At 70.4% G+C, this 8,144-nt stretch carries 7 protein-coding genes and 1 pseudogene; all 8 read left to right on the top strand.

Features of this window, described 5'->3' with window-relative positions; all coding sequences use genetic code 11:
* Positions 1-211, top strand: a pseudogene (locus tag NJ376_RS20200) (transposase); the annotation flags it as partial.
* Positions 212-415: 204 nt separating this feature from the next.
* Complete coding sequence (locus NJ376_RS28840) at positions 416-547, top strand: hypothetical protein (protein ID WP_256476486.1); 132 nt, start codon at positions 416-418, stop codon at positions 545-547.
* 295 nt (positions 548-842) lie between these two features.
* Positions 843-1,469, top strand: a complete 627-nt coding sequence (locus NJ376_RS20195) for an ANTAR domain-containing response regulator (RefSeq protein ID WP_252955094.1) — start codon at positions 843-845, stop codon at positions 1,467-1,469.
* A complete protein-coding gene (locus NJ376_RS20190; RefSeq protein ID WP_252955093.1) occupies positions 1,462-2,649 on the top strand; it encodes a CmpA/NrtA family ABC transporter substrate-binding protein in 1,188 nt (395 codons plus the stop codon). The genes NJ376_RS20195 and NJ376_RS20190 overlap by 8 nt, the downstream gene beginning before the upstream one ends.
* A 326-nt stretch (positions 2,650-2,975) precedes the next feature.
* A complete protein-coding gene (locus tag NJ376_RS20185; protein ID WP_252955092.1) occupies positions 2,976-4,187 on the top strand; it encodes a nitrate/nitrite transporter in 1,212 nt (403 codons plus the stop codon).
* A gap of 10 nt (positions 4,188-4,197) precedes the next feature.
* A complete protein-coding gene (nirB, locus tag NJ376_RS20180; RefSeq protein ID WP_456309626.1) occupies positions 4,198-6,669 on the top strand; it encodes a nitrite reductase large subunit NirB in 2,472 nt (823 codons plus the stop codon).
* 5 nt (positions 6,670-6,674) lie between these two features.
* Positions 6,675-7,019, top strand: a complete 345-nt coding sequence (nirD, locus tag NJ376_RS20175) for a nitrite reductase small subunit NirD (RefSeq protein ID WP_252955091.1) — start codon at positions 6,675-6,677, stop codon at positions 7,017-7,019.
* On the top strand, positions 7,016-8,144 hold a 1,129-nt coding region (locus NJ376_RS20170; protein WP_252955090.1), incomplete at its 3' end, for a molybdopterin-dependent oxidoreductase. The genes nirD and NJ376_RS20170, both read left to right, overlap by 4 nt.

The following is an 8,144-nucleotide window of genomic DNA, read 5'->3' as shown; positions in this document are numbered from 1 at the left end:
ACGAGGACAGCCGCAGGCTCGGACGACACCGCTGGAAGGTGGAGCGGACCCTGGCCTGGATGCCCGCTTCCGGCGTCTCACCATCCGCTACGAACGACGCGAGGACAGCCACCTCGCCTTCACCACTCTCGCCGCCGCCCTCATCCGCCTGAAGCAGATCAGGCGGTTATGTCAGGGGCTCTTAGGGGCCTGCTTGTTCGGCCCGTCCTGACGGACGCGCTTCAGTGTCTGGACATGGTACCCCGGCGCCTCATCAGGCCGGCGAAGAAGCCGCGAACCGTGTGCCGCTGCCTGCAGGACCCGACCCGCCGGACCCTACGACCCGAAGCCCTGCAGTGGCAACAGCGGGCAGCGGTGTGCCGGCTGCCCTCAGTGGTGTCGGCGAGAGCCACCATTCGCTCTGTCGCGGCGGGAAGTGAAGCGGGAATGCATCCGCGCGGCCGGCTTTGCCCAGATCGATATCGTCGGCTTCGACGGGCAGATCGGGCTCGAGGCGCTGCTGTTCTACGGCCTGCCGGAGCATGCCCCGGCGTTGCCGGTAGGCTAGCGGGAGTTTGCAGCCGAGGTCTTCCGGGAGCTGCCTGACCTAGTCCCGGGCGTCAGCAGCTTGCCTGAGGTGACAATCCTCGGGTGCCGGCAGAGCCACCTGGCGGATCTGGCCCTGGCCTCCCTCACGCTCTTCATCGAGTTGGACGATACGGCCCGGATGATCAGCATGCTGTAGGCGGCCCGGAGCATCTCGCCGTCTGCCACCGGAGGTCCCACCGCGACGATGGCGCGACCGGAGGCTCCACGACCGGGAGGCCCCTTGAAGTGCTCCACAATTTTGGCCCCAGCCTTGCATGGATCTCACGGAAAAGCTGCGCAATGGTTGTTCGAAGGTGAAAGTTCTGCTTGTCGATACCGAGCCGGAGCGCGCACGCCTCCTGGAGGCACATCTCGCGTCGGCCGGCGTCACCGAGACGGTCCGGCCGCAGCCGGGCGAGCCGTTGCCCATAGCGATCGCGCGCACTGCGCCCGATCTCGTCATCGTGGACATGGCCCGCCCTGACCGCGACACGCTGGACGACATCCTGCGCGCGACACATCACGACCCGCGCCCGGTCGCCATGTTCGTGGACGTGGACGACCCCGCCTTCATGGAGGCGGCGGTCGAGGCTGGCGTCTCCTCCTACACCGTGGTGGGGGCGGCGCTGCCGGATGTGAAGCCGATCCTGCGCACGGCAGTCGCGATCTTTCGCCGCTACCGGCAGGTCGAGGCCGATCTGCACCGGGCGGAGGCCAGCCTGCGCCAGCGAGTGCTGATGGATGAGGCGAAGCGCTTCCTGATGAAGCACCGCCGCATGAGCGAACCGGAGGCGCACCGGTGGCTCCGGCGCCGGGCGATGGAGCGCAGCCGCCGCGTCGTCGACATCGCCACCGAATTGCTGGGCGCAGCCGAAGGGGAGGGGAGTTGCAAGGATGACTGACAGGACCGGGGCAGGCGCTGAGACCATGCGGCTCGGCCTGCTGCGCCTGACGGACGCCGCGCCCGTCGCCCTTGCTGCCGCGCGCGGGATCTTTGCCGAGGAGGGCGCACCGGTCGCGCTTTCCGTCGAGCCCTCCTGGGCGAATGTGGCGGACAAGCTTGCTTACGGCCTGCTGGACGCGGCGGTCGTACCGCCGCCGCTCGCCCTGGCGATGGAACTCGGCCTCCGCCCGGCGGCGGCTCGGCTGGTCGTGCCGATGTCACTGAGCCTGAACGGCAATTCGGTCGTGCTGGCAGAGGCGCTGGCGGCGCCGATCCTGTCCGGTGGCATCCGGCCGCCGGCGCTGGAAGCAGGGCGGCGGCTGCGCCGCCTGGTCGAGGGCGGCCTCCGCCCGCGCATCGCGGTGGTGCATGCCTTCTCCACCCACGACCTGCTGCTGCGCTACTGGCTGGCGGCCAGCGGCATAGATCCGGAGACGGCGGTGGAGCTGAGCGTCGTGCCGCCGCCGGAGATGCCCGCCGCGCTGGCTGCCGGACGCATCGATGGCTTCTGCGCCGGTGCCCCATGGGGAGGCGTGGCGGCCCAGATGGGCGTGGGGCGGGCAGTGGTGCTGTCCTCGGCGATTTGGCGCAACCATCCGGAGAAATGCCTCGCCGTCCGAGCGGACTGGGCGGAGCGGTATGCCCCAACCCTGCGAGCCGCGCTCCGGGCGCTGCTCCGCGCCGGACGCCTTTGCGATGAGCCCGCCGGTGCCGACGCGCTCGCCGCGCTACTCTCCGGATCGGACTGGGTGGGCGTGCCCTCCGAACTCGTGGCCGCCTCACTGGCCGGCGGGGCGGGCGGGGAGGTGGACCGCTCCGTCTTCGCCGCGCATGCCGCCGCTTTCCCCTGGCGTTCGCATGCGCGATGGTTCGCTACCCAGATGGCCCGCTGGCGGAGCCTGCCGGCCGATGCGGCGGAGCGCGCGGAGCGCGTCTACCGCCCGGATCTCTATGCCCAGGCGGCACGCGAACTGGGGATGCCGGTGCCAACTGCCGACCGCAAGACGGAGGGCGGCCATGACGCGCCCTGGAGCCTGGCGGCGGCTCCCACGCCGCTGGTCATGCTGCCCGACACGTTCTGCGACGAGACGCGTTTCGAGATCCTTGGATCTGAAGCTGTGGCGGCGCCGCCATCCTGAGCAAGAAGGCGGCGAACACCATTTTCAGCTCGCAAATTGCACATATACCGCCAAGTGATCGCCTAATTTTCAGCCAAACACATCCAGATGCTCGTGCGAAAGCCGCCTTCGTTGCGGCGCACCATTTTGGCATGCCCCTTGCTAGACCGTACGTGCACCGCCGGCTGGTCCCAGGGACCACCGGTAAGGGTAGCCAGGGGATCCCTCAAGGGCGGGGGGTCCTCGTCAGCCGGGCCGGTGCCACGCCGGCCTGAGGACACGAACTGTGGGCCAATGGCGGCCCGCGAGCGGGCGCCGCACGAGGCGGTCCGCGGAGTGTCACGGTAGTGAAGAAGGGCTTCCTGCAGGCAGGGCACCTGCCAACGCTGATCTCCGCCTTCCTCTATTTCGACCTCTCCTTCATGGCCTGGGTGATCCTCGGCCCGATGGCCGTGCAGATCTCAGCCGATCTCGGGCTCGGCCCCGCCGAGAAGGGCCTGATGGTCGCCACCCCGGTGCTCGCCGGCGCGGGGTTCCGCGTGGTGAACGGGGTGCTGGTGGACCGGCTGGGCGCGCGCCGCACCGGCCTGATCAGCCAGGTGATCGTCATCCTGGGTCTGCTGGCGGCCTGGTGGTTCGGCGTGCACAGCTTCGCCGAGACGTTGCTGGTCGGCCTCGTGCTCGGTGTTGCTGGAGCCTCCTTCGCGGTCGCGCTGCCGCTCGCCTCGGGCTGGTACCCGCCGGAGCACCAGGGCACGGCACTGGGCATCGCGGGCGCCGGTAACTCGGGCACCGTGTTCGCAGCCCTGTTCGCGCCGGGCCTTGCGGCCGCCTTCGGCTGGTCGAACGTCTTCGGGCTGGTCACGATCCCGCTGACGTTTGCGCTTGCCGTCTTCGTGCTGCTCGCCAAGGACAGCCCGGACCGCCCGCCGCCCAAGCGTCTGCCGGAATACCTCGCCGTGCTGCGCACGCGCGATGCCTGGCTGTTCATGTTCTTCTACAGCGTCACCTTCGGCGGCTTCGTCGGCCTTGCCTCCTCCCTGACCATCTACTTCAACGACCAGTACGGCTTGGCGCCCGTGACGGCGGGCTACTTCACGGCGGCCTGCGTCTTCGCGGGCTCGCTGGTGCGCCCCATCGGCGGCATGGTCGCGGACCGGATCGGCGGGGTGCGCTCGCTCTCCGCGATGTATGCGGCGGCCGCCGTGGCGCTGGTCCTGGTCAGCCTCGGCCTGCCGCAAAGCTGGATGGCGCTCGGCGTCTTCGTTCTGGCCATGCTGGCGCTCGGGATGGGCAATGGCGCGGTCTTCCAGCTCGTCCCGCAGCGCTTCCGGCGCGAGATGGGGGTGATGACCGGCCTGGTCGGCATGACCGGTGGCCTGGGCGGCTTCTGGCTCGCTTCCAGCCTCGGCGTCTCGAAGCAGATCAGCGGCGGTTATGCGGCCGGGTTCCTGATCTTCGCGGCGCTCGCCCTGCTGGCCCTGCTCGGCCTCACCAGCGTCAAGCGCCGCTGGCGCGCCACCTGGGGCGCGGCGGCCGCCGGCGCCGCCCGGATCTGAGGACAGGCCCATGAACATGATCGCAGCGCCGCGGCAGCGTCTTGTCGTTGTCGGCAATGGCATGGCCGGGATGCGGGTGGTGCAGAATCTCCTTCGCCTCGCGCCCCACCGCTACGACATCACGGTCTTCGGGGCCGAGCCGCACCCGAACTACGACCGCATCGCGCTCTCCTCCGTCCTCGCCGGCGAGAAGACGCTCGAGGAGATCGTCATCAACAGCCGCGACTGGTACGCGGAGAACGGCATCCGCCTGATTGCCGGCGACCCGGTGGTGGCAATCGACCGGATGGCGCGCACGGTGACCTCGGCCTCCGGCGTCGTGGCGGCCTATGACCGGCTGCTGATCGCCGCCGGCTCGAAGCCGCTGGCGCCGCCGATCCCGGGTCTCGGCCTGCCCGGCACCTGCGCCTTCCGCGACATTGCGGATGTCGAGACGATGATCGCGGCGGCGCGCGACGAGGGACGCCGCGCAGTGGTCATCGGCGGCGGGCTGCTCGGCCTGGAGGCGGCCTGGGGGTTGCGGCGCCGCGGCATGTCGGTGGCCCTCGTCCACCTGATGCCGACGCTGATGGAACGCCAGCTCGATGCCACCGCGGGCACGCTCCTGCAGCGCGACCTCGATCGCCGGGGCATCGCCTTCTTCACCAATGGCCAGACCGAGGAGATCACCGGCACCGACCGTGCCACCGGCGTGCGCCTGGCCGATGGGCGGGAGGTCCCGGCCGATCTCGTCGTCGTGGCGATTGGCATCCGCCCGAACATCGACCTCGCCCGCCAGGCGGGGTTGGAGGTGAACCGCGGCATTGTCGTGGATGACGGCCTGCGCACCGAGGATCCGAACATCTTCGCCGTGGGCGAATGCGTGGAGCATCGCGGCCAGGTATTCGGCCTGGTCGCGCCGATCTGGGAGCAGGCGAAGATCTGCGCCGCGCAGCTCGCCGGCGACGAGACGGCCATCTATGTCACGCCGCCACTCTCGACCCGACTCAAGATCACCGGTGTGGACGTCTTCTCGGCCGGCGCCCTCGCCGCCGCCGACCCGGCCGATGAGGAGATCACCTTCCAGGACGTCGCGCGCGGCGTGTACCGCAAGCTGGTGCTGCGCGGCGGAAAGGTCGCCGGCGTCGTGATGTATGGCGATGTCACGGACGGCCCCTGGTACTTCCAGCTCCTGCGCGAGGGCACCGAGGTCGGGCCGATGCGCGACACGCTGATCCTCGGCCGCGCGGTCGCCACTGCCGCCCAGGGCGCGCCGGCGCACGATCCGGCGGCGGCGGTGGCAGCGCTGCCCGACACGGCCGAGATCTGCGGCTGCAACGGCGTCTGCAAGGGCAGCATCACCGCGGCCATCGCCGAGCTGAAGCTGACGACCTTGGACGCCGTGCGCGCACATACGAAGGCTTCGGCCTCCTGCGGCTCCTGCACCGGGCAGGTGGAGGCGCTGCTCGCGGCAGCGCTCGGTGAGGGCTACGCGAAGCCCGAGGGAGAGAGGCCCATGTGCAAATGCACATCGCACGGGCACGACCATGTCCGCCGCGAGATCCTGGCGCGGGGACTCAAGACCATCCCCGAGGTGATGCTGCGCCTGGGCTGGACCCGGCCCGAGGGCTGCGCCTCCTGCCGCCCGGCGCTGAACTACTACCTGCTCTGCGCCTGGCCCGGCGAGTACGAGGACGACGCGCGGTCCCGCTTCGTGAACGAACGGATGCACGCCAACATCCAGAAGGACGGGACCTACTCGGTCGTTCCGCGCATGTGGGGCGGCCTGACCAACCCGCGCGAACTGCGCGCCATCGCCGATGTGGTGGAGAAGTACAATATCCCCGAGGTGAAGGTCACGGGCGGCCAGCGCATCGACCTGTTCGGCGTGAAGCGCGAGCAGCTCCCGCATGTCTGGCGCGACCTGAACGCCGCCGGCATGGTCTCTGGCCATGCCTATGCCAAGGGATTGCGCACGGTGAAGACCTGCGTCGGCTCCACCTGGTGCCGCTTCGGCACACAGGACAGCACCGGCATGGGCGTGGCGCTGGAGAGGATGGCCTGGGGCTCCTGGCACCCGCACAAGGTCAAGCTCGCCGTTTCCGGCTGCCCCCGCAATTGCGCCGAGGCCACTATCAAGGACTTCGGCGTGGTCGCGGTGGAAAGCGGCTGGGAGCTGCATGTCGGCGGCAATGGTGGCATTCATGTCCGCGCCACCGATCTGCTGTGCCGGGTCGCGACCGAGGCCGAGGTGCTGGAGCACTGCGGCGCCTTTCTCCAGCTCTACCGGGAGGAGGCACGCTACCTGGAGCGCACCGCGCCCTGGGTGGAGCGCGTCGGCATCGACTACGTGCGCCGGCGGGTCGTGGAGGATGTGGAGGGTCGCCGCGCCCTGCACGAACGCTTCCTCCACGCCCAGCGCTTCGCGCAGCAGGATCCTTGGGCCGAACGCGCGGCGGGCGCCGACGCCGGCGCCTTCTCCACCCTCGTGCCGGCGGAGTGAGCGACATGGACGGAAGCATCGCGGGCCAGACCGCCTGGGTCGAGGTCTGCCGGCTGGAGGAGATCCCTCGCCAGGGCTCCCGCGTCGTCGCCACCGCCGCGCGTGGCGAGGTGGCCCTGTTCCGTGCGCTGGACGACGCCGTCTTCGCGCTGGAGGACCGCTGCCCGCACAAAGGCGGACCGCTCTCCCAGGGCATAGTGCACGGCCATGCCGTCACCTGCCCGCTGCACAACTGGGTCATCGACCTGGCGAGCGGCGAGGCGGTCGCGCCCGACAAGGGCTGCGCACCCCGCATCCCCGTCCGCGTCGAGGCCGGGCGCGTGCTGCTGGCGCTGGGGGGGCGAGGTTGAGCGGCGCGGCGGACATCCGCACCACCTGCCCCTATTGCGGGGTCGGCTGCGGCGTCCTGGCGCGTGCCGATGGCACGCTCAAGGGCGACCCGGAGCACCCGGCCAATCAGGGCCGGCTCTGCTCCAAGGGCGCGGCGCTGGCGGAGACGCTGGACGATTCCGAACGCCTGCTGCACCCGATGGCGGATGGCGTGCGCCTGTCCTGGGACGCGGCGCTCGACCTCGTCGCCACCCGCTTCCAGGAGACGGTCGCGGCCCATGGGCCGGATTCGGTCGCCTTCTACATCTCCGGCCAGTGTCTGACGGAGGATTACTACGTTGCCAACAAGCTGATGAAAGGGTTCATCGGCAGCGGCAACATCGACACCAATTCGCGTCTCTGCATGGCGTCCTCCGTTGCCGGCCATATCCGCGCCTTCGGCGAGGACGTGGTCCCCGGCCTCTATGAGGACCTGGAGGAAGCCGACCTGGTCGTGCTGGTCGGCAGCAACCTCGCCTGGTGCCATCCGGTGCTGCACGCACGCCTGATGGCGGCGCGTGCCGCGCGGGGAACACGGGTGGTCGTGGTGGATCCGCGCAGGACCGCCACCGCCGAGGGCGCGGACCTCCACCTTCCCATCGCACCCGGCGCGGATGTCGCGCTCTTCGCCGGGCTGCTCGCGCATCTCGACGCGGCCGGGGCGGTGGACCGCGCCTGGACCGCCGCGCATACCACCGGCCTCGACGCGGCCCTTGCCGCGGCGCGGGAGACGGCACCCGACCTCGCGCGCGTCGCTTCCATCACCGGCCTGGCGGTCGCCGACATCGCGCGCCTCTACGACTGGTTTGCAACGACGGAGCGAGCCGTCACCGTCTACAGCCAGGGCGTGAACCAGTCCTCCGCCGGGACCGACAAGGTGAACGCAATCCTCAACTGCCACCTGGTGACCGGCCGCATCGGCCGCCCCGGCATGGGGCCGTTCTCGGTGACAGGCCAGCCCAATGCCATGGGAGGGCGGGAGGTGGGCGGCCTCGCCAACCAGCTCGCCGCGCATATGCGCTTCGACCGGCCGGAGGACCTCGACCGCCTGCGCCGCTTCTGGGGTGCGCCGAACCTCGCCACCCGCCCGGGGCTCAAGGCGGTGG

This window comes from Siccirubricoccus soli, assembly GCF_024178315.1.
Taxonomy (GTDB): domain Bacteria; phylum Pseudomonadota; class Alphaproteobacteria; order Acetobacterales; family Acetobacteraceae; genus Siccirubricoccus; species Siccirubricoccus soli.
The sequence above is the reverse complement of the archived record's forward strand: the minus strand, read 5'-3'. Positions and strand labels throughout refer to the sequence as shown.